This window comes from Thalassococcus sp. S3, assembly GCF_004216475.1.
GTDB lineage: Bacteria > Pseudomonadota > Alphaproteobacteria > Rhodobacterales > Rhodobacteraceae.
Genome location: NZ_CP022303.1, coordinates 3,783,137 through 3,806,191, shown reverse-complemented (window position 1 = coordinate 3,806,191; position 23,055 = coordinate 3,783,137). Strand labels below are relative to the sequence as shown.

Genomic DNA, 23,055 nt, shown 5'->3' with positions numbered 1-23,055 from the left:
AAACACGGAGCAAGTGTGGCGTGCAATCTGCGGCTCACGCCACTTGGCTTGCCCTGCACAGCGCTGTAAGAGAAGGCACATTTGGGTGGTTCGCTCACCGGAGCGGCAGCGTGGGAGCAGGTATGAGCAACAGCGACAGCTTCATTGACGAAGTCACCGAAGAGGTGCGCCGCGACCGGTTGTTCGGTCTGCTCAAACGGTATGGCTGGATCGCCGTTGTGGCCATCCTCGGAATTGTCGGTGCCGCCGCCTGGTCCGAGTATCAAAAGGCCCAGGACCTGCGTGCCGCGCAAGAGCTGGGCGATGCGCTCATCGCCGCGGTGGATACCGATTCCGTCGAAGACCGCGCGACCGCCTTGGCCGATGTTGAACCCGACAGCACGGGCGGGAAGGCCATCGCGTCTTTCCTCACCGCTGCGGCTCATGCGGATGCCGGTGAGACCGACGCGGCGGTGGACCTGCTGAACCAGATTGCAAGCACCGGCGACCTGCCGCAGATCTATCGTCAGATCGCGACGTTCAAGGCGCTCGCCCTGCAGGCCGAAACCCTGCCTCCCGCGGATCGACGGCTCCAGCTGGAAGCGCTGGCGCAACCGGGCGCGCCGCTGCGGCTTTTGGCGCAGGAACAGCTTGCCCTGATCGACGTGGAAGAGGGCGATGCACCGGCGGCGATTGAGAAATTCCAGGCGATCCTCGAAGATGCCGAGGCGACCTCGGACTTGCAACAGCGCGCGCGCCAAGCCATCGTGGCGCTGGGTGGAACACTGCCCGACACGCCGACCTCGCAAGGCTGAGGCTGGGCAGATGAGAACGGGCAAAACCGGGTGAAAGACAGGCTCATGACCATATTGTTTGATCGACCGTCCAGGGTGTTTGTCGCACTTGGCCTCGTCCTTGCCGTGGCGGCCTGCGCGGAAAGGGAATTGATCCTTCCCGGTGAACGCGAAGATATCCGCCAGGTCAGCCTTCTGCCCGACCCGTCCGAGACCGTGATCGAGGGCAGCCGCGCCATCAGCCTTCCCGGCCAGACGACCAATGCCAGCGCACCGCAGGGCACCGGCACACCCGCGTTCCGCGTCGCCCATCCCGCGCTCAGCGCGTCGCCGTCCCTGCTCTGGACCGCGAATATCGGCGCGGGTGACAGCCGCAAGAAACGCATCACCGCGGCCCCCGTCGTGGGGGGCGGGCGCATCTTCACGCTCGACGCCAATGCTCAGGTCAGCGCGGTCTCGCCGTCCGGACAGGTGATCTGGTCGGTTGATGCGAAACCCGCGCGGGACCGCGAGGACGATGCGACCGGCGGCGGTCTGGCCTATGCCGACGGCGCGCTTTACGTCTCGCTCGGCTTTGGTGAGGTTGCCAAGCTCGATGCCGCGACCGGCGGCACGATCTGGACGCAACAGCTCGACGCCACAGGATCGGGTAGCCCCACGGTCGTGGGCAACCTCGTCTATCTCGTGGCCGGCGACGATACCGGCTGGGCGATCGAGGCCGATAGCGGCCGCATCGCCTGGCAGATCTCCGCCACGCCCAGCGTGTCCAACATCCTCGGCGCCCCCGCGCCCGTGGTCAGCGACGATCTTGCGATCTTCGCCTTCGGATCCGGTGAGCTGATCGCCACCTTCCGCCGGGGCGGGCTGCGCCGCTGGTCCGCTTCTGTCGCCGGACAGCGGCAAGGCCGTGCCGCGTCCCGGATCGGTGACATCACCGGGGCACCGATGATCGACGGCGCAACGCTCTATGCCGGCAATCACTCCGGTCGCCTCGCCGCCTTCAACGTCGAAAGCGGCGCCCGTCTCTGGACCGCGCGCGAAGGGGCGCTAAGCCCCGTCTTTCCGGCGGGTGACAGCATCTTCGCCGTCACCGACCGCAACTTCCTCGTCCGTATCGACCGCGATACCGGTGCCACGATCTGGGAGGCTGAATTGCCCGGCTTCGTCCGGGACCGCCCCCGCCGTCGCGGCGCGATCTTCGCCCATTACGGCCCCATCCTCGCGGGGGGCCGTCTCATCGTCGCGTCGAATGACGGTGTGATCCGCAGCTTCTCGCCCGTCAACGGCGCTCTGATCGGAACCGTCGAGGTTCCCGGCGGCGCAACCTCCGAACCCGTCGTGGCCGGCGGCGTGCTTTATGTGGTTTCCACCCGCGGGCAACTCCACGCTTTCCGTTGAGCGGCAAATGCGCTAAAGGGCGCGCCTGACCGCTCCGGAGCACTGCAATGTCCTTCACCCTCGCCATCGTGGGGCGCCCCAATGTGGGCAAATCCACGCTGTTCAACCGCCTCGTCGGCAAACGCCTGGCCTTGGTCGACGACCAGCCCGGCGTGACGCGCGACCTGCGCGAGGGGGAGGCGCGGCTCGGTGATCTGCGCTTCACCGTGATCGACACCGCCGGGCTTGAGGAAGCGACCGACGACAGCCTGCAGGGCCGCATGCGCCGCCTCACCGAACGGGCCGTGGACATGGCCGATATCTGCCTCTTCATGATCGACGCCCGCGCGGGTGTCACGCCCACCGACCAGGTCTTCGCCGAGATCCTGCGCAAACGCTCCGCCCATGTGATCCTCGCCGCCAACAAGGCCGAAGGCGCCGCCGCCGATGCCGGCCTGATCGAAGCCTACAGCCTCGGCCTTGGGGAGCCCATTCGCCTCTCCGCCGAACATGGCGAGGGGCTCAACGATCTCTATGCCCAGCTCATGCCGCTGGCAGATCAATTCGCCGCCCGCGCCGAGGACGACGCGCCCGAGACCGACGTGTCGGTCTCGGAAGAGGCGGAGGAGGCGACCCCTCAGCCCACCGCCGCCAAACCCCTTCAGGTCGCCGTCGTGGGCCGGCCCAATGCCGGCAAATCCACCCTGATCAACCAGATCCTCGGCGAAGACCGCCTTCTCACCGGCCCCGAGGCCGGCATCACCCGTGACGCCATCTCCCTTCGCACCACCTGGGACGGCACGCCGATGCGCATCTTCGACACCGCTGGCATGCGCAAAAAGGCCAAGGTTCAGGAAAAGCTCGAAAAGCTCTCCGTCTCCGATGGCCTCCGTGCGGTCAAGTTCGCCGAGGTTGTCGTCGTCCTCCTCGACGCCGCCATCCCCTTCGAACAGCAAGACCTGCGCATCGCCGATCTGGCCGAACGCGAAGGCCGCGCCGTCGTCGTCGCCGTGAACAAATGGGACATCGAAGACGAAAAGCAGCAAAAGCTCCGGGATCTGAAAGAGGCGTTCGAGCGTCTGCTGCCCCAACTTCGCGGCGCGCCGCTGATCACCGTTTCGGCCAAAACGGGCCGGGGCCTCGACCGTCTGCACGACGCCATCCTTCGGGCCTATGACGTCTGGAACCGCCGGGTGCCCACCGCCCAGCTCAACCGCTGGCTCACCGGCATGCTCGAACAGCATCCGCCCCCCGCACCGCAGGGCAAGCGGATCAAGCTGCGCTACATGACCCAGGCCAAGACCCGGCCGCCCGGTTTCGTGGTGATGTGCTCTCATCCCGACAAGATGCCCGACAGCTACACCCGCTATCTCGTGAACGGTCTGCGTCTTGACTTTGACATGCCCGGCACGCCGATCCGTCTGCATATGCGCGGGCAGGGCGACAAGAACCCCTATAAGGGCCGCAAATCCAAGGGCCCGTCCAAGCTGCGCAAACACCTCAAGCCCCGCGCGTAACCCCGCCGATCCGCATCATAATTTGCCCAAAGGGTGACGTATCCTACCATCCGCGTTAACACTTTGACGCAGGTAGGACGGAATCGCGTGGCTTGGCCCTTGCTGCGCTGCAGAGCCACTCCTATCTGCGACGTTAAGATTTGAAGAAGCGTGAACACGGGGGGCGCAGAATGAACCTTCGCGAATTTACACGGACCTATTGCCAGCGCGACAACAAGATCGCCTCCGCCAGCTATTTCGGCACCTTCGCGGTCTATTTCGCGTCCCTCTACGGCGCGATCACCTATGCTCACCTCTGGTACGTGATGATCCCCTTCGGTGTCATCCACGCCGTGGCCTCCGTCCGGCTCTATGTTCTGCAACATGATACCGGGCACCTGTCGCTCTTCGAAACACGCGCCCAGAACGAATGGGCGGGCATCGGTCTCTCGCCCTTCACCTTCGCGCCCTACAAGGTGATGAAGGACAACCATAACCTCCACCACGCCAATATCGGCAATCTCGAACACCGCGAAACCGGTGAGATCCACACCATGACCCTGCGCGAATGGGAGGAGGCGGGGTTCTGGGAGCGCCTGCAATATCGCCTCTACCGCAACCCCTTCGTGCTCGTGCCTCTCGGGGCCGCATTTACCTATTTCATCCGCTACCGCTGGCCCAAGAACACCGTGCAATTCGGCATCTGGCCCGTGATCGCGCACAATCTGATGGTGCTCGGCTGGGTGGGCATCATCTACCTGCTCTCTGGCTGGACCGGCCTTGCCGTCTATTTCAGCTTCGCGTTCCTCGGCGGCATGCTGGGCGTCTTCCTCGTCTATCTCCAGCACAATTTCGAAGATACATATTGGGATCGCCGCCCCGACCTCGACCCGCAACTGGCAGCCCTCCAGGGTAGCTCCGCGCTCGATTTCGGCCATTGGTTCGACATCTGCGTGGCCAACATCACCTGCCACGATCTGCACCATTTCAACGCCCGCATCCCCAGCTACAATTTGCGCAAGGCGCGCTATGCCCTGCCCGAGGACCTGGCCCCCCGCCGCATCCACTTTCGTGAGGCCGTCGCCGCCCTGAACCTCAAGCTTTGGGACGAAGACAAAGAGCGTCTGGTCCCGTTTCCGGGCACCAAACGCAAGGCGGCAATCGCAGCGCAGGCCTAAGACACATCGCCAGCGCATTCGGTCGGCGCGGGCGGCATGTCCGACATTTCTGGCGGAGCCAGCACGCTTCCAGCTGGTCCGCCAGACCCTCTCTTAGGGACTTGTCGCATCGCCAGCACCGGATATGCCCACGCTTGCCTTCACGCGCTGATGTCCATCACGGCCCGCGCAAACGGGGCATAGGCTTCGCCCACGCCCTGCGCCACTTCATCGGGATAGACAAAGAAATCCCCCGATTTCAAAGCGGCTTGAATGCCGTCAAAGACGACGCTTGCGGGCGGCGCGTCATCTCCTACGCCCGCGGCATCCGCCATGTCCGTCTTGATCGGCCCGGCAATCACGCTGATCACCTGTGTGCCTTGCTCGTCCCAGTCCTGACGCAGGGCCTGCGTGAAGGAGAACGCCGCCGCCTTCGACGCGGAATAGCCCGTGAACGGCAGGAAATTCGTCAGCGACGCCACCGAGTTCATTTGCACGAATGCCCCACCCCCATTGGCCTTGAGTACGGGACCAAAGGCCAGTGCCAGACGCACAACCGGATAGAGGTTCGCCTCGATCTGATTTTTCAGCCCGGTCAGCATCGTCTCATCCGAAGGGCCCGCTGGCTCCACGATGCCGGCATTGGACACCAGCAGGGTCACGTCACCTGCCGCCTTGGCCGCGCGTCCCGCAGCCTCTTCATCGGACAGATCAAACGGGATCGCCACGACACGGTCGCCATAAGTCGCAATCAACTCATCGGCGGAGGCTTCGCGGCGCACGGCCGCATAAACCTTCTTTGCCCCGGCCTTCAGCAGACCTTCGGCAATCGCCCGGCCAATGCCACGATTTGCGCCAGTGATCAGGGCAACGGTCTTGGTGATGTCAAAAGCCATATGGGCTGTCCTTTCGGATGATGGATGGGGTTGGGACCTCCCGCGCCATTCCGCGCGGGTTTGGTCCTGATCTCGCGGCCCGGTGGGACATCGCTGTCGATCCGGGCGTCTTTCTGAACCGGATGGTGCTGGCAATGGCTGTCGGGGACAGGGCATCGCCCCGCGCTTTGCCGTTGGGAACGGGTCTCCTTCACCAGTCAGATCGGGGTCAACCAGTAAGGATGTCCGTGGGCATCCAGAACTTATTCAACAACGTCAGCCTCAAGCGCGTAGTGACGACAGCCAAAACAGCGCCTGCGGATACCGGATCCCCAGCGGTGCGACGCTCCGCCCTGCGGGGGTTGCCCAGTCTTCTCCCGTCCTTTTGCAGGAAACAAGCATCACCCCGTCCCCCCAAGCGGGTTTCCGCGCGCCCTCAAACGGTAGCTTCCGCAAAGCGCACGGCCCGCGCGGAAGCAAACCCCCCTGCTTCTTCTCGATAAAAATACGGAAAAAAGATCCGTCAGCCCAACCAGGGCGCGCCGCTGCCAGGTCAGGCCCGCGGCAGGCTCCACGCCCTGAGCGCCAGCAGCCCCATGATGATGGATCCGGTAACTGCCAGCACAAAGACCAGGCCCGGCCCTCCGATATTGGCCAGCGCGACCGCCACCAGCGCCCAGACCACGGTGATCCCGTATTCCGGCACGCCCTCCAGCAGCACCTGAATTGTGCCCGCCATGATAATCGCCAGGATCAGGAACAGGATCGCCGCGCGGACCTCTCCCATCAGCCCGTAGCCCGCAAAGACCAGACCGAGTGCTACGAAACTCGCCGCACTCAGCCAGCCCGCATAGACGCCCAGTGGCGCGCGTGCGTACCAGCGGTCCAGAAGGGGCGCGCGGAACAGGGCGGCCAGCGCGGCCAGCAGCATCACCCAGATCAGCACCGCCGCCGCCAGCGGGCTTACGTTGGCCACCGGCAGCCATGTGGCGCCCACGGCAAGGCTCAGAACCAGGGCGGGCCGCATCTCCGCCCAGTCCGGCGCCTCCCGGCGGGAGATCAGCCCGAATCCCGCCGATATCAGAAGCCAGACATAGATCAGCGCCCAGATGGCAAAGGCATAGCCTGCAGGCTGCACCGGCGGATCGTTCTGCGGCACCGGGAACTGGTCCGCCTCGAACCCGCCGAAATCCGGCACGATCCAGCTTGACGCGCCAAAGGCGATCGCCGCCACCAGCACTGCCACCGCCCAGGACGTCTGCTGCATATCCGTTCCTCCCTAGTCCGCGGTCAGACCAACGCGCCTTGGGCGCTCAGCGTTCCCTTGCCGCCCAGATAGGGCCTGAGCACATCGGGCAAGACCACCGAGCCATCCGCCTGCTGCCCGTTCTCCAGCACCGCGATCAGGCAGCGCCCGACCGCCAGGCCCGAGCCGTTCAGCGTATGCACGAAGTCCGGCTTTCCGCCGCCTTCGGGCCGGAAGCGCGCATTCATGCGCCGCGCCTGGAAATCGCCCGTGGTCGAGACCGACGAGATCTCCCGATACGTGTTCTGCCCCGGCAGCCACGCCTCGATATCATAGGTCCGCCGCGCGCCGAACCCCATGTCGCCGGTGCACAGGACCACCGTGCGGAACGGCAGGCCCAGCCGCTCCAGCAGATCCTCGGCGCAGCGCAGCATCCGCTTCTGCTCCGCCTCGCTCTCGTCGGGATGGGTGATCGAGACCATCTCCACCTTCTCGAACTGATGCTGGCGCAGCATCCCCGCCGTGTCCTTGCCGGCACTTCCCGCCTCCGAGCGGAAGCAGAGCGTGTGCGCCGTCATCCGGATCGGCAGGGCGGCGGCGTCCAGCACCTCGCCCGCCACCGAATAGGTCAGCGACACCTCGGAGGTCGGGATCAGCCACCAGCCATTGGTGGTCTGATAGCTGTCCTCGCCGAATTTCGGCAGCTTGTCGGTGCCGTACATCGCCTCGTCGCGCACCAGAACGGGGGTGGCCATTTCGGTCAGTCCGTTTTCGTCCACATGCGTGTCGATCATGAATTGCGCGAGCGCCCGGTGGATCCGCGCCACGGCCCCTTTGAGCACGACAAAGCGGCTGCCGGAGATCTTCGCAGCCATCTCGAAATCCATCGAGGCCGCGACACCGCCGATCTCGAAATGCTCCTTGGGGTCGAAGTCGAAGTTGCGCGGATTGCCCCAGCGGTTCACCTCCACATTGCCCGCCTCATCCGTCCCTTGCGGCACGTCTTCGGCGGGAAGGTTGGCGATCCGCGCAAGCCGGTCGGTGAGCTTGGCGTCCAGCGCCTTTGCATCGGCCTGCATCGCCGCCACCTCGGCCTTCTTTTCCGCCACGAGCGCGCGCAGCCGCTCGAATTCCGCGTCATCGCCCTTGGCTTTGGCCGCACCCACCTCCTTGGAGGCCTTGTTCTGCTCCGCCTGCGCCGTCTCGGCAGCGAGGATCTTGGCCCGCCGCGCCTCGTCGAGGCTTAGCAAATCGGACGAGACCCCATCCTCCCCCCGACGCGACAACGCCGCATCGAATGCGGCGGGGTTCTCGCGGATGGCACGGATATCATGCATGGGTCTGGTCCTTGTGTTTGAGTCGTCGTGCAGGCCTTATGCCCAATGCAATGTGCAAGGTGTACCCTACCTGTTCAACTTTGCGCAGATCGTCTCTGAACCCATGCCCGATACGCGCGGTCGAACCTATCCCTCAGATTTTGATGCCCTTCGGAAGCTTGGCCAGCTTCATGCCAATGGGCTGGGGGCTTCAAGTGGCTGGGCAGTATGACCGTGCCGTATCCCGACCTTACACCATAGCAGCTATTGAGTTGAGTTTGTCTAAGATTCAGCGCATTGGATAGGTCGACAAAGCGAAGTCTAGCGCGATCCATTCTACAGTATTTCAGATCACTAAATCTCATATCAACGCCATCCAAGTCGGCTTCTCCCAGATAGGCCTTGCGCAAAAAAGCATTTACTAAACTGGTGTTATGAAGATGAGCTTCCTTTAAGTTCGCCTCACGTAGAAACGCTGCATCCATTTTAGCTGAGTTTAAGTTTGTGCTTTGGAGGTTTACCTTCCGCATTTCCGCGCCTCGCATGTTGGCGTGCTGCAAGAAACTGTTTGAAAAGTTGGTTTTGTTGAGGTCCATCGCCTGCAAATTTGCATGGCGCAAGTCGATCCGAGGTGTGCTTAGAATGATTTCGTTGAGTTGAAAGGCCTGACCCACTACCTGCAATGCCTTCTCGAGGTCTCTGCGTGCGCTTCGAAGTTGCGCCTTCCAGTCCTTCAAAGAACTTGAATTGATATTACTCGGAAGTTCAGAGTTTTGTGTCCACTTGGATAATTCTTGGACGTAGAGGCAAAGCATGGATATTATGTCGTCTCTGTTTTCCGGGGATTGTTCGAGCAGTCTGCCTAACGTCCCCGCCGCAATGCTGCGGCGTACAATGTCATCTTCCCAAGTGTCGGAGACATCCGCGGTGTCGGCCTGTTTGGTCGCTTGTCTGCGCGCGTGTAAATCACGAGTTGCTGATGTGATCTTATCATGAAAAAGCACTTCCTCCGCATGTCGGGTCTGCTGGCGCGATATGGCCAAACGGACCAGCGTGAAAGGCAGAGCAACAACCGCACCAAGTGTTGCTGTAAGTGCAGCGAGCTTCGCGATTAAGAAACGCCAGTCCCAAATCTCATTCTGGTACAGGGGATTGGCGCCCCAGATGATCTGCCAGATCACTAAAATGAGACCAAAGATGAGGAGCAGGAAGACCAGCGACCACATTAGAACACAGAGCAGAAATAAGCCTGAGTTCAGTTTGCGCAGCCCTAAACCTTCCCTGATCTTTCCCAGCGGCTCTACCCCGCCGATGCCGGAAGGAAACAACCAACCCCAACCTATCGCGGTCAAAAAAGCGACTGTGTAAAATGTCATCGCTCCCCAAAGGAGATCTGGCGGGATGGGCAGACTCGTCAAATCAAACACACTGATAAACGTTTACGTCACGCTCAACATGACGCCCAATCGCGTCACTGCCAAGACGGTTACCCTTCAAACGTTAAGAATTTCCTCAAATCGTACGAAATCCGGTACGAATTCCCCAAAGGGCCCTTTCGGCCCCCTCGCAGCTTGGGTTGGGTTGGTACGAAATCACGTACGAATTCCCCGAACTCCGGCCCCTTCCGCGCCTTGCAAAGCGGGGCTTCAACGCATAGGTTCCGCCAAAATTCGCGGGTCCGGCCCGCCCCCAGACAAGAGGTTCCACATGGACGGTGGCAGCGCGCTCGCCCAGTTTCTCCCGCTTATCCTGATTTTCGCGATCATGTATTTCCTGCTGATCCGTCCGCAGCAAAAGAAGGTCAAGGAACATCAGGCCATGGTCGAAGCGCTGCGGCGCGGGGACCAGGTGGTCACGCAAGGCGGGCTGATCGGCAAGGTCTCGAAAGTCAAGGAAGACAACGAGATCGAGGTTGAGCTGGCCGACAACGTGAAGGTCCGGGTGGTGAAATCGACCATTGCCCAGGTGATTTCAAAGACCGAGCCGGCGAAGTAGGCTCTCCCTCTAACCCTCTGAAAAGGCGAGGGGAATGCTTCAGATTGATCTCTGGAAACGCGTGCTGATCTGGCTGACCTGTGCGGCTGGCCTGCTGCTTGCGATGCCCAACGGGTTTTACACGACCGTCGAGGGGCACAACGATGCGCTGGTGGAAATCGAGCTGCAGGGCGAAACGCCGGAGCGGCGCGCGGCGGCGGATGCCTGGCCGGAATGGTTGCCATCGTCGCTGGTCAATCTTGGCCTCGACCTGAGGGGAGGGGCGCACCTGCTGGCCGAAGTGCAGGTCGATGAGGTGTATGCGGCACGGATGGAAGGCATGTGGCCCGAGGTGCGCGATGCGCTGCGACCCGAACGCGCGACAATCGGCACGATCCGCCTGCAACCCTCTGAAAACACTGAACTTCGCGTCCGTATCGGAGAGCCGTCAGGCATGCCCCGCGCGCTGGAGGTTGTGCGCGACCTGGCCCGTCCGATCCAGACGCTGACCGGCGTGGGGGCGACGGATATCGAGGTGCGCGCGCAAGGCGACACGCTGATCGTGACCCTGTCGGAGGAGGAGCGACGGGCCTCGGATGACCGGACTGTCCTGCAGGCGCTGGAGATCATTCGGCGCCGGATCGACGAGGTGGGAACACGCGAACCCACGATCCAGAGACAGGGGGCAGAGCGGATCCTGATCCAGGTTCCGGGCATCGGAAGCGCGGAGGAACTGAAGGAAATTATCGGGACGACGGCGCAACTTACGTTCAATCCGGTTATCAGTCGCGGCACCGATCCCGGGGCCGCGCCCGGTCCGGGGAACAAGCTGGCCCCGTCGATCGACGAGCCGGGCGTCTATTACACGCTCGAAACCGCTCCGGTGGTGACGGGAGAAGAGCTTGTCGATGCGCAGCCGTCCTTTGATCAGAACGGCAGACCTGCGGTGAACTTCCGTTTCAATCCGACAGGCGCGCGGAAGTTTGGCGACTATACCGCCGAAAACATCGGAAATCCTTTTGCGATTGTTCTCGACAACGAGGTGATCAGCGCCCCTGTCATCCAATCGCATATTCCCGGCGGCTCGGGCATCATTACCGGGAACTTTTCGGTCGAGGAGAGCACCAATCTGGCGGTTCTGCTGCGCGCAGGTGCGCTGCCGGCCGGTCTGGAGTTTCTTGAAGAACGGACAATCGGGCCGGAGTTGGGACAGGACAGCATCGAGGCGGGACGCATCGCCACTCTGGTCGCATTTGCCGCCGTCCTTGTGTTCATGGCGCTGAGCTACGGGCTTTTCGGTCTTTTCGCCAACGTCGCCCTGATCCTCAACATCGCGCTGATCTTCGGGCTGCTTAGCCTGATCGGTGCGACATTGACCTTGCCCGGAATTGCGGGGATCGTCCTGACCGTGGGTATGGCCGTGGACGCTAACGTGCTTATCTTCGAGCGTATTCGCGAGGAGTTAAAAACCTCAAAGGGTCCGGCCCGCGCGATTGAACTTGGCTATGAAAAGGCGCTCAGCGCTATTCTGGACGCCAACGTGACCACGTTTATCACTGCCGTCATTCTCTTTGCGATGGGGTCCGGGCCGGTTCGCGGCTTTGCCATCACGCTGGGCCTGGGCATCTTGACGTCTGTCTTTACCGCGATCTTCGTCACCCGGTTGATGATTGTGATGTGGTTTGAACGCCGCCGCCCCAAAACGATCGAGGTTTAGGATGCGTCTGAGACTGGTTCCCAAGCAAACCGCCTTCGACTTCTTTGGCCGCTGGAAGCTGTGGTTGGGCATTTCCGGGCTTCTGATGGTTCTGGCTTTCGTGTCTTTCATGCTGCAGGGGTTGAACTATGGCATTGATTTCCGGGGGGGCACGACGATCCGGACGGAAAGCGCGCAGCCCGTGGATGTGGGGCTCTACCGCTCGGCCATTGATGTGCTGAATCTCGGCGACGTGTCGATCACCGAAGTCTTCGACCCGACCTTCGGGCCGGAGCAAAACGTCGCCATGATCCGGATCCAGGCACAGGAAGGGGAAGAGGCGGTGACCTCTTCCATGATCAACGATGTGCGGGCGGCGTTGCAGGCCGAGGTGCCGGATATCGAGTTTGACGCGGTGGAGTCGGTTGGTCCGAAAGTGTCGGGTGAACTGATCCAGACCGCAGCAATCGCGGTGCTTTTGGCCATCGCGGCGGTTCTGGTCTATATCTGGCTGCGCTTCGAATGGCAGTTCGCGCTGGGCGCGGTTGCGGCATTGGTCCACGACGTCATCCTGACCATCGGCATTTTCTCAGAGCTTCAGATCCGCTTTGACCTGGCTATTATCGCGGCCCTTCTGACCATTGTCGGTTACTCCCTGAACGACACGGTTGTCGTCTTTGACCGTGTGCGTGAAAACCTTCGGAAATATAAGAAAAAACCTTTGTCTGAGGTCCTGAATATCTCGATCAACGAGACGCTCAGCCGGACGATCATGACGTCGGTGACAACGCTGTTGGCGCTCATCTCGCTTTTCGTTCTGGGCGGCGATGTGATCCGCGGGTTCGTCTTTGCGATGATCTGGGGGGTGATTATCGGGACCTATTCATCGGTTTTCGTGGCTTCCGCGATCCTGCTGTACCTCGGCGTGAAGCGTGATTGGTCAAAGCCGGACAACACGGCGGGAAATCAATACGCGAATATTGATGCCTGACCGGTTCACGTGTCTCGCAGCGCCGAAGGGGCAATCGCTCGCGCAGGGCTGATTTGATAAAGTGAGCCATGTCTGTCACCCTGCCAGGCATGGTGTGGCGGGTTGGAAAGATCCTGTCATCAACCAACGAGGGGAGCGTGTGCATGCGGCTCAACGAGGTCACGTACAGTGATGCCGAACCGGTCGAAGGCTACGGCCCGGGATTTTTCCGGATCGGTGGAGGTGTTGTTGAAGGGCCGGTACTCACCGGACCCTCGGGCACGACGCCTTGGGGCGGCTATGACGACATCGACGCGCTGCTGGCCTTCGTTGGTCAGGTCGATGTCTTGTTTATCGGCACGGGCGCAGAGATTGCGCACCTGCCCTCCGAGACCCGGCAAAGACTGGAGGAGGCCGGCTTTGGTGTCGAAGTCATGAACTCCCCGGCCGCGGCGCGCACCTATAATGTCCTTTTGTCCGAGGGGCGCCGGATCGCCCTGGCCATGCTTCCGGTCTGAGCCCTCTTTCCCAAGCGCGGTCAATCGATTAAGCCGACCTCATGATGCTGCGCGTGACCGATCTGACCATCTCGCGCGGGGGGATCCCCGTGCTTCAGGACGTCTGTTTGACGCTTGCCGAGAACGAAGCCCTTGTGCTGCGGGGGCCGAACGGGATCGGTAAGACCACGCTTTTGCGCACTGTGGCCGGATTGCAGCCGCCCGTGACGGGCCGGATCGAGGGCGCGGAGGACGCGATTGCCTATGCCGGCCACTCCGATGGCCTGAAGCCGACACTGACGGTCGAGGAGAACCTGCGGTTTTGGGCGCAGATCTTTGGAACGAGCAATATCGACCGGGCGCTTGACGCCTTCGACTTGCAGATGCTGCGCGACCGGCCCGCCGGATCGCTGTCTGCCGGACAAAAGCGCCGGTTGGGTCTGTCGCGTCTTCTGGTCACGGCCCGCCCGATCTGGGTGCTGGATGAGCCTACGGTGTCCCTGGACGCTCATTCAGTCAGCCTCTTTGCCGATGCAATCCACATGCATCGCAAAGAAGGGGGGGCTGCGCTGATGGCCACGCATATCGACCTGGGCCTTGAAACCCGGGTGCTTGAGCTGACCGCGTTCCGTGCAAAGCCCGTTCTGGCCGATGCCGACGAGGCTTTTTTATGATCGCGCTTCTCACGCGCGATCTGCGTCTGGCGCTTCGTGCGGGCGGTGGCTTTGGCCTCGCGCTGGCCTTTTTCCTGATTGTCACCGTACTTGTGCCCTTCAGCGTCGGCCCGCAATCGAGCTTGCTGGCAACCATCGCACCCGGTGTTCTCTGGCTGGGCGCACTTCTGGCCTGTCTTTTGTCGCTGGACCGGATCTTCGCCCTCGATTGGGAAGACGGCTCGCTCGATCTTCTGGCCACCGCTCCGCTGCCGCTTGAAGGGGTCGTGAGCATGAAGGCCCTGGCCCATTGGCTGACGACGGGGCTGCCATTGGTCCTTGCCGCGCCGATCCTGGGTGTTCTTCTGAATATGCCTCCGGCGGCTTACCCGTGGCTCATGATGTCACTGGCGCTTGGCACGCCCGCCTTGTCGGTGATCGGAACATTCGGTGCGGCCCTCACGGTGGGGTTGAAGCGGGGCGGGCTTTTGCTGTCGCTTCTGGTTTTGCCGCTTTACGTGCCGACCTTGATCTTTGGCGCGGAGGCTGCGCGGCGCGGGGCGGCGGGCATGGAGACGGCCACGCCGCTTCTCTTTCTGGCCGGAATCACCACCGGAACGATTGCCCTTCTTCCTTTCGCCAGTGCGGCGGTCCTGCGCGTCAATCTGCGCTAACGTTTGTGAATTGTGGCGGCGCCAAAGACACATTACATTTCAGCCATGTCGCTTTGGGAATATGCAAATCCGCGCAAGTTTCTGGCCACGACGTCCCGCGTTTTGCCGTGGATGTGGGGCCTTGCTGCGCTCTGCCTGGTGGTCGGCCTGACCTGGGGCTTTTTCTTCACGCCGGATGATTTCCGGCAGGGGTCCACCGTGAAGATCATTTATCTTCACGTGCCATCTGCGCTGATGGCGATCAATGCCTGGCTGATGATGCTGGTGGCGTCGCTGGTCTGGCTGGTGCGGCGTCATCATGTGAGCGCGCTGGCAGCCAAGGCGGCCGCGCCCGTTGGCATCGTGATGACGCTGATCGCGCTGGCAACCGGGGCCATCTGGGGACAGCCGATGTGGGGGACGTGGTGGGCGTGGGATCCGCGCCTGACGTCGTTCCTGATCCTCTTTCTCTTTTATCTTGGCTACGTGGCGCTTTGGGAAGCGATCGAGGATCCTGATACCGCGGCCGATCTGACATCGGTCCTGTGTCTGGTTGGATCTGTCTTTGCGTTGCTCAGCCGCTACGCGGTGAATTTCTGGAACCAGGGCTTGCATCAGGGCGCGTCGCTCAGCCTCGACAAGGAAGAGAACGTGGCGGATGTGTTCTATCATCCTCTTCTGGTCTGCATCGCAGGCTTTGTTCTGCTGTTTGTGGCTCTTGTGCTTTACCGGACAGGCACCGAGATACATGCCCGCCGGATCAAGGCACTGATGGCACGTGAGAGGGTTGCGGCCTGATGCCGGATCTGGGGAAATATGCCGACGCGGTGCTGTCGGCCTACGCGGCCTCCATTCTTTTGCTGATCGCGATTGTGGTGCTGTCGCTTTGGAAAGGGGCCAAGGTGCGTTCAGAGATGGAACGCATTGAGGGGCGGAGAAACCGCGATGGCTAAAGTCTCTCCCTTGATGATTGCACCGCCGGCCATCTTCGCGGCGTTCGCGGTCATGGCCGGGGTCGGGATGTTTCGCGAAGACCCCGACGCGCTGCCGTCAGCACGCGAGGGACAGCCCGCACCCGCGGTGGTCCTGACCGATCTTCCTGGAAAGACCATGTTCGACGACGAAACGCTGCGCGACGGAGAGGTGAAGCTGGTCAATTATTGGGCCAGCTGGTGCGCACCCTGCCGGGTCGAGCATCCAAATCTCGATATATTGGCCAAGGAAGGCATCCCGATCTACGGGGTGAATTACAAGGATGATCCGGATAATGCGATTGCGTTTCTGGAAGAGCTTGGTGACCCCTATCAGGGGATCGGCGCCGACGTGTCAGGGCGCATGGCGCTGGATTGGGGACTTTACGGCGTACCGGAGACCTACGTGATCGACGGAGAAGGAACGATCATGTTGCGCTTTGCCGGGCCGGTGACGCAAAGGGTGATGGAAGAAACGCTCCGCCCCGCAATCGAGCGCGCGCTGTCAAATTGAGCGCCTGCGGCGCATGACATTTTTTATTTGGCGCTTCGATCCCACCAAAGCAGCAGCATCAGAGCCGGCCTTGCAGACCCTTGGCTGACAGAACCCATCCCCCGACGCAAGGGAAATAGCCGTCTCCCCGTGGGGCGGGGCCCCTCGGCGATTTCCCTTGCGTCGGGCGCCGGTCCCTGTCCGCTTTGGGTCAGCAAGGCCGGCTCCGAAGCAGCAGCTTGAGCAAAGGGTTTAGAGGCGGTAGCCGCCGGAGACGGGGAGGACCTCTCCGGTGATGAAGCGGGCGGCGTCTGAGGCGAGGAAGCGGACGGCGGGGGCGATGTCGTCAGGGGTCCGACGCGGTCCAGGGCGGTCATCTCGACGAAGAGCTTCACCAGATCAGGATCACGCGGGGCTTCGGGGATTTCGGTCGCGCCAGGGGCCAAGGCGTTCACGCGAATGCCGTCTGGGCCCAGTTCCTTGGCCATGGCGCGGGTCCAGGTGTTCAGGGCCGCTTTGCTGGCGGAATAGAGCGCCGCACCCCGCGCGGGCAGGGTGGCGTTGACGGATGAGATATTCACGATAGCCGCACCAGATTGCAGATGCGGGAGAGCGGCGTCGAGAAGGCGTTTGGGGCCGAGGACATTGACGTTGAAGATATCCGCCGACGCGTCGTCGGCGTCCATGGCGACAACGCCAGCGTTCATCACAAGCGTATCGAGCGCGCCGAACCGGGCGATGATCTGAGCGACAATGTCTGCTGACGCAGCGGGGTCACGCAGATCGGCCCGGATCGCCAAAGCATCGGGCCGCTCCTTCAGAAGCGGCCCGGGATCGGTGGTCAGGTAGGTGAAGGCGAGGTGGTGATCGCGGCCCAGATCGGCCGCGATGGCCCGCCCGATGCCGCGCGCCGCACCTGTGACAAGGGCGACGCGCATGGGCTCAGGCCGCCTTGGCGAGGTTGCGCAGCACGTAATGCAGCACGCCGCCGTTTTCGATGTACTCGATCTCCACCGCGGTATCGATCCGGCATTTCAGCGTGATCTCTTTCACCGTGCCGTCCGCCATGATGATGGTGCAGGGCACCTCCTGCAGCGGCTGGATCGTGTCGAGACCGTGGATGGAGACCGTCTCCTCCCCCGTGAGGCCCAGCGATTTGCGGGTGTGTCCGCCGGTGAATTCGAACGGGATCACGCCCATGCCCACGAGGTTGGACCGGTGGATGCGCTCGAAGCTTTCGGCGATCACGGCCTTCACACCCAGAAGGGCGGTGCCCTTCGCGGCCCAGTCGCGGGAGGAACCGGCGCCGTATTGCTCGCCGCCGAAGACGACCAGGGGCGTGCCCTCCTCCTGATAGGCCATGGCGGCGTCGTAGATCGAGGTCTGTTCGCCGTCGGGGCCCTTGGTATAGCCGCCTTCGACGCCATCCAGCATCTCGTTCTTGATGCGGATATTGGCGAAGGTGCCGCGCATCATGATCTCGTGATTGCCACGGCGGGAGCCGTAGGAGTTGAACTCACGCGGGGCGACCTGGCGTTCGGTCAGGTATTGGCCGGCGGGGGTCGTCTCCTTGAAGGAGCCTGCGGGCGAGATGTGGTCGGTGGTGATCATGTCACCCAGAACCGCGAGGACCTTGGCGCCTTCGATATTCTCGATCTTCTTGGTGTCCATGGTGATACCCTGGAAATAGGGCGGGTTCTGGACGTAAGTGGATGTCGGCGGCCAGTCGTATGTTTTCTCGTCCGTGGTCTCGACGCTTTGCCACTTCTCGTCGCCGGTGAAGACCTCGGCATATTTCTCCATGAAGGCTTCGCGGGTGACGGTCTTGTCGACAAGCTCCGCGATCTCCTGCTGGGTGGGCCAGATGTCTTTCAGATAGACGTCCTTGCCGTCCGGGGTCTGGGCAATGGGGGCGGAGGCGAGGTCGATATCCATCGTGCCGGCCAAAGCATAGGCCACGACCAGCGGGGGCGATGCGAGGTAGTTGGCGCGCACGTCGGGAGAGATGCGGCCTTCGAAGTTGCGGTTGCCTGAGAGCACGGAGGTCGCGACGAGGTCACCCTCGGCGATGGCATCCGACAGCTCTTTCTGGATCGGGCCGGAATTGCCGATGCAGGTGGTGCAGCCATAGCCCACGAGGTTGAAGCCAATCGCATCCAGATCGTCCTGAAGCCCGGCAGCCTCCAGATAGGCGGAGACGACCTGAGAGCCAGGGGCGAGGGAGGTTTTCACCCACGGCTTGCGGTTCAGGCCCAGCTCATGCGCCTTGCGGGCAACGAGGCCGGCGCCGATCATCACGTAGGGGTTCGACGTGTTGGTGCAGGAGGTGATGGAGGCGATGACGACCTTGCCCGATTCCATCGTGTAGTCTTCGCCCGCGACGGCGACCTCCTTGCCCATGGGACGTTTGAAGGTCTCTTCCATCTCGCGGCGGAAGGCGGTCTGTGCCTCGGTGAGGGCCACGTAGTCCTGAGGGCGTTTGGGGCCGGAGATGGCAGGCACGATGGTGCCCATGTCGAGGTGCAGCGTGTCGGTATAGACGGGTGCGTAATCGTCGCCGCGCCAGAAGCCGTTTTCCTTGGCGTAGGCTTCGACCAGCGCGATGCGGTCCTCGTCCCGGCCGGTGTTGCGCAGGTAGCGCAGCGTTTCGCCGTCGATGGGGAAGAAGCCGCAGGTGGCGCCATATTCGGGCGCCATGTTGGCGATGGTGGCCCGGTCGGCGAGCGGCAGGGTGTCGAGGCCCGCGCCGTAGAATTCCACGAATTTGCCGACAACGCCTTTTTCGCGCAGCATCTCGACCACTTTAAGAACGAGGTCGGTGCCGGTGGTGCCTTCGACCATCTGGCCGGTCAGCTCAAAACCCACGACCTCGGGGATCAGCATGGAGATGGGCTGGCCCAGCATCGCGGCTTCGGCCTCGATCCCGCCGACGCCCCAGCCCAGAACGGCGGCGCCGTTGACCATGGTGGTGTGGCTGTCGGTACCCACCAGCGTGTCGGGGTATGCCACTTCGGCACCGTTCTGGTCGTGGTCGGTCCAGACCGTTTGCGCGAGGTATTCGAGGTTCACCTGGTGGCAGATGCCGGTTCCCGGGGGCACCACGCGGAAATTGTTGAACGCGTTCTGACCCCATTTGAGGAAAGTATACCGCTCCATGTTCCGCTCGTATTCGCGGTCCACGTTCATCTGGAAGGCGCGGGGGTTGCCAAACTCGTCGATCATGACCGAGTGGTCGATTACGAGGTCGACAGGGTTGAGCGGGTTGATCTTTTCCGGATCGCCACCCAGGGCCACGATCCCGTCGCGCATCGCGGCCAGGTCCACCACCGCCGGTACGCCGGTAAAGTCCTGCATCAGCACGCGGGCGGGGCGATACGCGATCTCACGCGGGTTCTTGCCGCCCTTTTCGGCCCATTCGGCGAAGGCTTTGATGTCGTCGACATGCACAGTCTTGCCATCCTCGAAGCGCAGCATGTTCTCCAGCACCACTTTCAGCGCGGCGGGCAGTTTGGAGAAATCGCCCAGACCGGCCTCGGTCGCGGCGGGGATGGAATAATAGGAAACACTCTGTCCGCCGACGGTGAGCGTCTTGCGGGTTTTGGCTGTGTCCTGTCCGACTGTGATGGGCATCAGGGCCTCCTCAAACAAGCGTGGAAATCTGGCTTTTCTGGGCGCTTAGTGAACCTTTCGGGCTGCGCGTTCAATAGAGATAAGCGCGGGTGCGTCAATTTTGTATACCGTGGTACACAAAGCGTCACGCGGGTCTCTCGAAACCTTGATTGGTCATTACAATATGGTTTCTCTACATCCCAATCACACCCGATGAAAAAGTCTGTCCACCCATGAAGTCATTCCTGCTATCCCTGTTGCTTCTGCTCACGTCGCTTGCCGTTCCCGCGACAGCTCAGAACAGTCCCGTCGTGGTTGAGCTTTTCACGTCGCAGGGCTGCTCATCCTGTCCGCCAGCGGACAAGCTGATGCACGAACTGGCGGATCGCGATGATGTCATCGCTCTGGCGCTGCACGTCGATTATTGGGACTATATTGGCTGGAAGGACGAATATGCCGACCCCGCTTACACCGCGCGGCAAAAGGCGTATGCGGTCGAGGCCGGGCGCAGGTCGATCTATACGCCTCAAATGATCATCAACGGCATGGATGATGTCGTTGGCGCGCGGGCGATGCAGCTGGCCGACCTGATCATGAAACACAAAGCCGTGCCCGCGAAGATCACCCTGAAGATCGCGCGCGATGGGAAGAATGTCGTGATCCGCGCCGACGCGGTCGAAGAAGCGACAGGCGCTGTGATGGTTGTTCAACTTGTGCGATATCAACACGAGCGCACGGCGCACATCATGCGTGGCGAAAACGCTGGGCGACACATGACCTATCGCAACGTTGTGGACGGCTGGACCGTTCTTGGCGAATGGGATGGTCGGAAGCCGCTCGAAATGAAGGCGGAGGCGTCCGATGATCGTCCTGCCGTGGTCCTGATCCAGAGTGAAAAGACGGGGCCGATCGTGGCGGCGGCCAAGGTCGACTGACAGAACTGTTTGGCGGACCTGTCGAACACTTCGGCATTGGTCCTTGCGGGGCTGACCGTTCGCTAAGGTCGTCCGCCCTTGCCACCTGCAGGATCTGGATGCGAGGGAAGATCGTCTGATATCAGGATGTCCGGCAGGCGGAATTCCGTATAGGTGTGGCATTGCACGCGCACATCTTCTGGCTTGTCGAGACTTCCGAGCGTGACGAAAACGATGTCGTCAGTCTCGAACGTCAATGCGCTTCCGCAGATGCGGCAGAAACGGCGCAGAATTCCGGGAGATGACGCAAACTCGGCGGGTGGTTCCGGGTCCCACGCTATGTGACCGGCAGCTTCCACGAAGCCTGCGAATGGGGCACCGGTCGCTTTGCGGCACATCCCGCAATGACAATAGCTTGCATAGTCCGGTTTTTCGGACATCCGATACCGTATCGCCCCGCAAAGACATCCGCCGGTCATGGACACAAGACTTACTCCTTCACACCCAGGCCGACAGAGTCGGTCTGCAGGCCGACATCGAACCAGGGTTTCCACCGACGATGGATCCAGAACCATTGGTCCATATGATCGCGTACCAGCCGTTCGAGCCCGTCATTGACCGCTTGCGTCATCGTTTCAGGGTCCGAATGCGGGATGGGCGCCTGCATCACGATTTCGAAGTCGAGGCCATTCGGTTGGCGCACCGCGTAGATCGGGATCAACTCTGCATCGTATTTCAGGGCCAGTTCCGCTGTGACCACCGAGGTGACAGCCGGTTTGCCGAAAAATGTCAGCGCCTTGCCGCCGTGGGCGTGCAGATCTGTGAGAATACCCAGAAGTCCGCCGGATTTAAGATGTTTGACCATCTCCATCATACCCCGGCGGCCCTGTTCGAACATGGGGGTGCCGATGGCCGAGATTGAGCGCACGTAATGTTCGTTGAAATATGGGTTTGCCATCCTGCGATAAAGCGCACCCATATTGTGACCGCGTGCAATCAGGTTGGCGCGGGCCACATCGTAATTTCCGAAATGACCTGTCACGAGGATCACCGGACGTCCGCTCGCCCGCGCAGCCTCAAGTGCGGAAAAGCCGGGTCCCTGAATGGGTGCGGCCTTTGCGCGGTCGATGAAAGGCTGACCCGAGTAAATCTCGATCAAGGTGCGGCCTGCATTGTCGGGTACGGCGCGGCAGAGACGCTGGATTTCTGCCTCCGGCAGATCCGGGCAGACAAGGTTCAGATTGTCCCGAATGCGTGTGTCGAACCGCGCCAGGGGCGCAATGATCCGTGCCACAAGCCAGCCCATCAACCGCACCCGTTTCGCGTAGGGCAAAAGCATCGCGCCACCGATCAGGCCGCGCAAAACGAGGTTCACGGCATAAAGCCGCACACGGCTCAACAGGGGCAGGTCACGGGGATCGGCAGGCATCTGATCTAGCGGCGATAGGTTTCGCGATACCAGACATAAAGCCCGGCCAACGCGATCACAAGCGCGCCGCACACCGTCCACCCATCCGGCCATTCGCTGAAAAACACAACACCCCAGACCGCCGCGAAGATCAGACCGACATAGGAGTAGGGCGCAAGCATGCTCGCCTCCCCCGCGCTGAAGGCCCGGATGAGAAAAAGCTGCCCGCCTGTTCCGAAAAGGGCGACCAGACCCATCAGCAACCACCCTTCAAGCGGTGGCGGGGTCCAGGCAAAGGGCACGGCGACGCTCAGAAGGAGCGTTCCGACAAGTCCGGTGTAAAAGAGCGAGGTCCATACGCTTTCGCGGTCTCCGACCCGCCGTGTCAGAAGCGCATAGCTCGAATAACACAGAGCCGCTGCAAGCGGGTAAAGCGCGGCCGGGGAAAAGACATCACTGCCGGGCCGGATGATGATCAGGGCGCCACACAAGGCGACGAAAATGCCCGTCACGCGTCGCGGTCCCAGCCTCTCGCCCAGAAACAAGGCGGCACCCAGCGTGATGATCACCGGATTAATCGACATCAGCGCGGCGGCATCGGTCAGGGGAATACGGCTGAGCGCCAGAAAGAAAAAGGCGGTCGCGCCCATCAAAAGAACCGATCGGGCCAGCTGTAACACCGGGAATTCGGTTCGCACCGTCTGGCGCAGATGCGGCGAGATCAGGACAAGCACGATCACCATCTGGCCCGTGTACCGCGCCCAAAGCGCGGGGATCGTGCCTACGATGGGCGCCAGCGCCTTGACCGTCACATCCATCAGGGAAAAGCTGCAGATCGCGATTATCATGAGCGTGATCGCACGCCCGTCCTGGGACGCGGGAATGGCGCGATCAGTCATCGCAACGCAACCAACGTCATGAGAAGAGGAGCCAGATGACCATGGCGCAGGCTTACGCCGCTCCCACGGCGCTGTCCA

23 protein-coding genes and 1 pseudogene are annotated in these 23,055 nt (G+C 61.9%); 14 read left to right on the top strand and 10 right to left on the bottom strand.

Features of this window, described 5'->3' with window-relative positions:
• Positions 1–122: 122 nt before the first annotated feature.
• The 4 genes from CFI11_RS18735 (at position 123) to CFI11_RS18720 (ending at position 4,824) form a co-directional block, all read left to right on the top strand.
• Positions 123–794, top strand: coding sequence for a tetratricopeptide repeat protein (locus tag CFI11_RS18735; RefSeq protein ID WP_130408691.1), 672 nt, complete (start codon positions 123–125; stop codon positions 792–794).
• Positions 795–839: 45 nt separating this feature from the next.
• Entirely contained in the window at positions 840–2,171 is a 1,332-nt protein-coding gene (locus tag CFI11_RS18730; protein WP_130408689.1) for a PQQ-like beta-propeller repeat protein, read from the top strand.
• Between the two features lie 47 nt (positions 2,172–2,218).
• Positions 2,219–3,667, top strand: coding sequence for a ribosome biogenesis GTPase Der (gene der, locus CFI11_RS18725; protein WP_130408687.1), 1,449 nt, complete (start codon positions 2,219–2,221; stop codon positions 3,665–3,667).
• A gap of 170 nt (positions 3,668–3,837) precedes the next feature.
• A complete protein-coding gene (locus CFI11_RS18720; RefSeq protein ID WP_130408685.1) occupies positions 3,838–4,824 on the top strand; it encodes a fatty acid desaturase in 987 nt (328 codons plus the stop codon).
• Positions 4,825–4,964: 140 nt separating this feature from the next.
• Here the strand turns inward: CFI11_RS18720 and CFI11_RS18715 are convergent, their stop codons facing one another.
• From CFI11_RS18715 to CFI11_RS18700, 4 genes are all read right to left on the bottom strand, one after another.
• Positions 4,965–5,699: an SDR family oxidoreductase gene (locus tag CFI11_RS18715; RefSeq protein ID WP_130408683.1), complete on the bottom strand. Its 735-nt coding sequence runs from the start codon at positions 5,697–5,699 to the stop codon at positions 4,965–4,967.
• Between the two features lie 532 nt (positions 5,700–6,231).
• Positions 6,232–6,945, bottom strand: a complete 714-nt coding sequence (locus CFI11_RS18710; protein ID WP_130408681.1) for a hypothetical protein — start codon at positions 6,943–6,945, stop codon at positions 6,232–6,234.
• Positions 6,946–6,968: 23 nt separating this feature from the next.
• Complete coding sequence (serS, locus tag CFI11_RS18705) at positions 6,969–8,261, bottom strand: serine--tRNA ligase (RefSeq protein ID WP_130408679.1); 1,293 nt, start codon at positions 8,259–8,261, stop codon at positions 6,969–6,971.
• A 74-nt stretch (positions 8,262–8,335) separates the two neighbouring features.
• Positions 8,336–9,616: a pentapeptide repeat-containing protein gene (locus CFI11_RS18700; RefSeq protein WP_130408677.1), complete on the bottom strand. Its 1,281-nt coding sequence runs from the start codon at positions 9,614–9,616 to the stop codon at positions 8,336–8,338.
• Between the two features lie 331 nt (positions 9,617–9,947).
• On the opposite strand from CFI11_RS18700, the gene yajC reads away from it, so the two are divergent.
• The 9 genes from yajC (at position 9,948) to CFI11_RS18655 (ending at position 16,168) form a co-directional block, all read left to right on the top strand.
• A complete protein-coding gene (gene yajC, locus CFI11_RS18695) occupies positions 9,948–10,235 on the top strand; it encodes a preprotein translocase subunit YajC (RefSeq protein WP_130408675.1) in 288 nt (95 codons plus the stop codon).
• 34 nt (positions 10,236–10,269) lie between these two features.
• Positions 10,270–11,931 (top strand): protein translocase subunit SecD, encoded by a 1,662-nt coding sequence (gene secD / locus CFI11_RS18690; RefSeq protein WP_130408673.1) that lies wholly within the window; start codon positions 10,270–10,272, stop codon positions 11,929–11,931.
• Between the two features lies 1 nt (position 11,932).
• Complete coding sequence (secF, locus tag CFI11_RS18685; RefSeq protein WP_130408670.1) at positions 11,933–12,901, top strand: protein translocase subunit SecF; 969 nt, start codon at positions 11,933–11,935, stop codon at positions 12,899–12,901.
• A gap of 143 nt (positions 12,902–13,044) precedes the next feature.
• Positions 13,045–13,398 carry an Mth938-like domain-containing protein gene (locus CFI11_RS18680; RefSeq protein WP_130410081.1) on the top strand — a complete coding sequence of 118 codons (354 nt, stop codon included), beginning with the start codon at positions 13,045–13,047 and terminating at the stop codon, positions 13,396–13,398.
• A 41-nt stretch (positions 13,399–13,439) separates the two neighbouring features.
• Entirely contained in the window at positions 13,440–14,051 is a 612-nt protein-coding gene (gene ccmA / locus CFI11_RS18675; RefSeq protein WP_130408668.1) for a heme ABC exporter ATP-binding protein CcmA, read from the top strand.
• On the top strand, positions 14,048–14,704 hold the full coding sequence (gene ccmB, locus CFI11_RS18670) for a heme exporter protein CcmB (protein ID WP_130408666.1): 657 nt from the start codon (positions 14,048–14,050) through the stop codon (positions 14,702–14,704). Before ccmA ends, ccmB begins: the two co-directional genes overlap by 4 nt.
• A gap of 45 nt (positions 14,705–14,749) precedes the next feature.
• Positions 14,750–15,481, top strand: coding sequence for a heme ABC transporter permease (locus CFI11_RS18665; protein WP_130408664.1), 732 nt, complete (start codon positions 14,750–14,752; stop codon positions 15,479–15,481).
• Positions 15,481–15,636 (top strand): heme exporter protein CcmD, encoded by a 156-nt coding sequence (gene ccmD / locus CFI11_RS18660; protein ID WP_130408662.1) that lies wholly within the window; start codon positions 15,481–15,483, stop codon positions 15,634–15,636. The genes CFI11_RS18665 and ccmD overlap by 1 nt, the downstream gene beginning before the upstream one ends.
• Positions 15,629–16,168, top strand: a complete 540-nt coding sequence (locus CFI11_RS18655; RefSeq protein ID WP_130408660.1) for a DsbE family thiol:disulfide interchange protein — start codon at positions 15,629–15,631, stop codon at positions 16,166–16,168. Before ccmD ends, CFI11_RS18655 begins: the two co-directional genes overlap by 8 nt.
• Positions 16,169–16,399: 231 nt before the next feature.
• Here the strand turns inward: CFI11_RS18655 and CFI11_RS25005 are convergent, their stop codons facing one another.
• The 3 genes and pseudogenes from CFI11_RS25005 to acnA all read right to left on the bottom strand — a co-directional run bounded on the left by CFI11_RS25005 (position 16,400) and on the right by acnA (position 19,777).
• Positions 16,400–16,489 carry an SDR family oxidoreductase gene (locus tag CFI11_RS25005; RefSeq protein WP_371687486.1) on the bottom strand — a complete coding sequence of 30 codons (90 nt, stop codon included), beginning with the start codon at positions 16,487–16,489 and terminating at the stop codon, positions 16,400–16,402.
• Between the two features lie 77 nt (positions 16,490–16,566).
• Positions 16,567–17,085: pseudogene (locus CFI11_RS18650) on the bottom strand (SDR family NAD(P)-dependent oxidoreductase); the annotation flags it as partial.
• A 4-nt stretch (positions 17,086–17,089) separates the two neighbouring features.
• Positions 17,090–19,777 carry an aconitate hydratase AcnA gene (gene acnA / locus CFI11_RS18645; protein WP_130408658.1) on the bottom strand — a complete coding sequence of 896 codons (2,688 nt, stop codon included), beginning with the start codon at positions 19,775–19,777 and terminating at the stop codon, positions 17,090–17,092.
• Positions 19,778–19,989: 212 nt separating this feature from the next.
• Here acnA and CFI11_RS18640 point away from each other — a divergent pair, with 212 nt between their 5' ends.
• Positions 19,990–20,691, top strand: a complete 702-nt coding sequence (locus tag CFI11_RS18640; RefSeq protein ID WP_130408656.1) for a thioredoxin family protein — start codon at positions 19,990–19,992, stop codon at positions 20,689–20,691.
• A 62-nt stretch (positions 20,692–20,753) separates the two neighbouring features.
• Here the strand turns inward: CFI11_RS18640 and CFI11_RS18635 are convergent, their stop codons facing one another.
• Genes CFI11_RS18635 through CFI11_RS18625 form a run of 3 tightly spaced genes read right to left on the bottom strand, consistent with a single transcriptional unit; the run spans position 20,754 to position 22,977 of the window.
• Positions 20,754–21,149 (bottom strand): GFA family protein, encoded by a 396-nt coding sequence (locus CFI11_RS18635; RefSeq protein WP_165390307.1) that lies wholly within the window; start codon positions 21,147–21,149, stop codon positions 20,754–20,756.
• Between the two features lie 11 nt (positions 21,150–21,160).
• The gene (locus CFI11_RS18630) at positions 21,161–22,099 is read right to left on the bottom strand and encodes a lysophospholipid acyltransferase family protein (RefSeq protein WP_130408652.1); all 939 of its coding nucleotides are present in this window, start codon (positions 22,097–22,099) and stop codon (positions 21,161–21,163) included.
• A 5-nt stretch (positions 22,100–22,104) separates the two neighbouring features.
• Positions 22,105–22,977, bottom strand: coding sequence for a DMT family transporter (locus CFI11_RS18625; protein ID WP_217358716.1), 873 nt, complete (start codon positions 22,975–22,977; stop codon positions 22,105–22,107).
• Positions 22,978–23,055 lie beyond the last annotated feature (78 nt).

Excerpts from the sequence above, each read along its gene's own strand:
- CFI11_RS18735 (WP_130408691.1), top strand. The coding sequence starts at position 123 with ATGAGCAACAGCGACAGCTTCATTGACGAAGTCACCGAAGAGGTGCGC.
- CFI11_RS18730 (WP_130408689.1), top strand. The coding sequence starts at position 840 with ATGACCATATTGTTTGATCGACCGTCCAGGGTGTTTGTCGCACTTGGC.
- der (WP_130408687.1), top strand. The coding sequence starts at position 2,219 with ATGTCCTTCACCCTCGCCATCGTGGGGCGCCCCAATGTGGGCAAATCC.
- CFI11_RS18720 (WP_130408685.1), top strand. The coding sequence starts at position 3,838 with ATGAACCTTCGCGAATTTACACGGACCTATTGCCAGCGCGACAACAAG.
- CFI11_RS18715 (WP_130408683.1), bottom strand. The coding sequence starts at position 5,699 with ATGGCTTTTGACATCACCAAGACCGTTGCCCTGATCACTGGCGCAAAT.
- CFI11_RS18710 (WP_130408681.1), bottom strand. The coding sequence starts at position 6,945 with ATGCAGCAGACGTCCTGGGCGGTGGCAGTGCTGGTGGCGGCGATCGCC.
- serS (WP_130408679.1), bottom strand. The coding sequence starts at position 8,261 with ATGCATGATATCCGTGCCATCCGCGAGAACCCCGCCGCATTCGATGCG.
- CFI11_RS18700 (WP_130408677.1), bottom strand. The coding sequence starts at position 9,616 with ATGACATTTTACACAGTCGCTTTTTTGACCGCGATAGGTTGGGGTTGG.
- yajC (WP_130408675.1), top strand. The coding sequence starts at position 9,948 with ATGGACGGTGGCAGCGCGCTCGCCCAGTTTCTCCCGCTTATCCTGATT.
- secD (WP_130408673.1), top strand. The coding sequence starts at position 10,270 with ATGCTTCAGATTGATCTCTGGAAACGCGTGCTGATCTGGCTGACCTGT.
- secF (WP_130408670.1), top strand. The coding sequence starts at position 11,933 with ATGCGTCTGAGACTGGTTCCCAAGCAAACCGCCTTCGACTTCTTTGGC.
- CFI11_RS18680 (WP_130410081.1), top strand. The coding sequence starts at position 13,045 with ATGCGGCTCAACGAGGTCACGTACAGTGATGCCGAACCGGTCGAAGGC.
- ccmA (WP_130408668.1), top strand. The coding sequence starts at position 13,440 with ATGATGCTGCGCGTGACCGATCTGACCATCTCGCGCGGGGGGATCCCC.
- ccmB (WP_130408666.1), top strand. The coding sequence starts at position 14,048 with ATGATCGCGCTTCTCACGCGCGATCTGCGTCTGGCGCTTCGTGCGGGC.
- CFI11_RS18665 (WP_130408664.1), top strand. The coding sequence starts at position 14,750 with ATGTCGCTTTGGGAATATGCAAATCCGCGCAAGTTTCTGGCCACGACG.
- ccmD (WP_130408662.1), top strand. The coding sequence starts at position 15,481 with ATGCCGGATCTGGGGAAATATGCCGACGCGGTGCTGTCGGCCTACGCG.
- CFI11_RS18655 (WP_130408660.1), top strand. The coding sequence starts at position 15,629 with ATGGCTAAAGTCTCTCCCTTGATGATTGCACCGCCGGCCATCTTCGCG.
- acnA (WP_130408658.1), bottom strand. The coding sequence starts at position 19,777 with ATGCCCATCACAGTCGGACAGGACACAGCCAAAACCCGCAAGACGCTC.
- CFI11_RS18640 (WP_130408656.1), top strand. The coding sequence starts at position 19,990 with ATGAAGTCATTCCTGCTATCCCTGTTGCTTCTGCTCACGTCGCTTGCC.
- CFI11_RS18635 (WP_165390307.1), bottom strand. The coding sequence starts at position 21,149 with ATGACCGGCGGATGTCTTTGCGGGGCGATACGGTATCGGATGTCCGAA.
- CFI11_RS18630 (WP_130408652.1), bottom strand. The coding sequence starts at position 22,099 with ATGCCTGCCGATCCCCGTGACCTGCCCCTGTTGAGCCGTGTGCGGCTT.
- CFI11_RS18625 (WP_217358716.1), bottom strand. The coding sequence starts at position 22,977 with ATGACTGATCGCGCCATTCCCGCGTCCCAGGACGGGCGTGCGATCACG.